This window comes from Aestuariivirga sp., assembly GCF_041738905.1.
Lineage (GTDB): Bacteria > Pseudomonadota > Alphaproteobacteria > Rhizobiales > Aestuariivirgaceae > Aestuariivirga.
In genome coordinates, this window is record NZ_JBGSOZ010000007.1 from 1 (window position 1) to 2,019 (window position 2,019).

The 2,019-nt window shown below is 60.7% G+C and carries 1 protein-coding gene and 1 pseudogene; one reads left to right on the forward strand and one right to left on the reverse strand.

Annotated elements, in window-relative coordinates; translation table 11 throughout:
* The first annotated feature begins 163 nt into the window (after positions 1-163).
* Positions 164-1,072, forward strand: coding sequence for an IS110 family transposase (locus ACEW8Q_RS00610; RefSeq protein ID WP_373502112.1), 909 nt, complete (start codon positions 164-166; stop codon positions 1,070-1,072).
* Between the two features lie 614 nt (positions 1,073-1,686).
* On the opposite strand, the pseudogene ACEW8Q_RS00615 reads toward ACEW8Q_RS00610, so the two are convergent.
* Positions 1,687-2,019: pseudogene (locus tag ACEW8Q_RS00615) on the reverse strand (NAD(P)-dependent oxidoreductase); the annotation flags it as partial.

A 2,019-nucleotide genomic window follows, 5' to 3' on the forward strand; every position in this document is an offset into this window, starting at 1 on the left:
GCTCAGGACCTATTAAACTGGTTGCGGATCAGTTGCAGTTTTGATTCAAGGCTTCCGATAGAGGAGGCCTTCATGAGCAAGCTGTTTCTGCTGAGCAAGTCCCAGATGTCGCGAATTTCGCCATGTTTTCCGCTGGCTCACCCGACCACTTTTCGAGCGGTTCATGGCGGGGCATCATCCCTGCACTGTTGCTATGGAAGCGTCTGCCGGAGCCCACCACTGGGCGCGGAAGTTCACTCGCTACGGATATCAGGTTCGGTTGATTGCCCCGCATTATGTGAAGCCGTTTCTGAAGCGGCAGAAGAACGACGCGGCCGATGCTGAGGCGATCGTCGAAGCAGCCTTGCGCCCGACCATGCGGTTTGTTGAGCCGAAGACGGCCGACCAGCAAGCCCAGGCAGTTGCGTTTCGAATGAGGGAGCAACTCATCAAGCAGCGGACCGACTCGATCAACGCGCTGCGGGGATATCTCTATGAGTTTGGCTACATCGCTCCGGAAGGGATTGCACACGTTCCGGACTTGGCGGAGATCGTCAAGGACAAGCGCTCGGATCTGCCTGATCTGGTGCGTGACCTCTGCAAGAAGGTCCTGACACATATCGACGAGCTAACGGAGCACCTTGCCGAACTTGCGGGGAAGATCGCTGCCATGTCGAGAAATTCCACCATGCCACGCCGGCTGCAGACAATGCCGGGGATCGGCCCAATCGGGGCCCTGGCGATCGAAACCTTCGCACCTCCAATGCACCTGTTCCGTCGAGCGCGGGACTTTGCAGCTTGGGTCGGGCTGGTTCCCCGGCAGCATTCCTCGGGCGGCAAGCAACGACTCGGGAAGACATCAAAGAACGGCCAGCGTGACATACGCAGGCTGCTGATCATGGGGGCGACATCGGTCATCCGCTGGGCAAGCCGCAAAGGTGCCCCCCAGCATCCCTGGCTGGCGCAAATGATGGCGCGCAAGCCCCCCATGGTGGTGGTCTTCGCACTTGCGAACAAAATGGCCCGGGCCATCTGGGCGATGCTGACACGCGGCGAGGATTACCGGGCACCGGCCCTGGTGAGCGCCGCATGAACCGGCAGGGCTCCGGACCCTGACCGGCGAAGAGTTGTGAGGAAGGCATGAACGGCATGGACAAACGATCGAAATGATCCGGGCTGGGATAACCCGAAACGCTCTCCGAAACTTGAGTTCGCTTGCAGAGTATGGGACCCGGTCCGCGCATCACCATCCCGGCCAGCGGCCCTTGCCGGTCGCACAGACAGGCCTGACAAAAGTCCGCACTTGATCACATGTCCAGAAGTTCAGAGATTTTCCTTGCAAACGGAGCGGCATCCACAAAAGAGCGTTGGATTCCAGACCCTTTCCCTCCGCCACCAAACCCCTGGCAAAGTCTCTCTCCTCGGCAATCGACTGGCGCAAATCCGAGGTCATTGCGGGCTGTTTGGCGTGAGCCTGCAAACTGCGCCCTTGCTCCGGATGGCCTCGTCAGAATAGTCGCGCCAGGAGTGCTGTGCCGTGAAGCCCAGTTCCTGCCTGGCCTTGCCCGTATCGATCAGCCCCGAGAAACCAGAGAGGGGCCGGCGGAGTGGCACGCCTGGCAGGGCGCGAGCCAGCGCCGGGGTGGTTTCTTCCTCGAGATAGGTGTCTGCTGCGGCAAGGTAGACCCTGAGATGACCGCCGCCGCGTCAACCGAGCGCCAACCCGATGCCCTGAGCCGCGTCTCTGGCATCGATGTAGCCCCACAGGTCGCGCACCGCCTTGGCCGTATTGCGTCTTGGGCCGACCTGGGCGGCGAAGGTTTCCGATGACTGCACCCAGGGCATTCGCAATGAGACCGAAGACAATCCACCTTGCCGCACGGCCGCCTCGACGATTTCCGGGGATGTCCCGTACTCTGTTGAAAATGCCAAGGCTGGCGTCGCTGGTTGAACCTTATGCAGCATCGGCCAAGCGGTCAACTGCATGGGAGGCTGGCTGCTCGGTCCGATGGTTTTGAAGTGCGGCCTTGAGGATTGGCA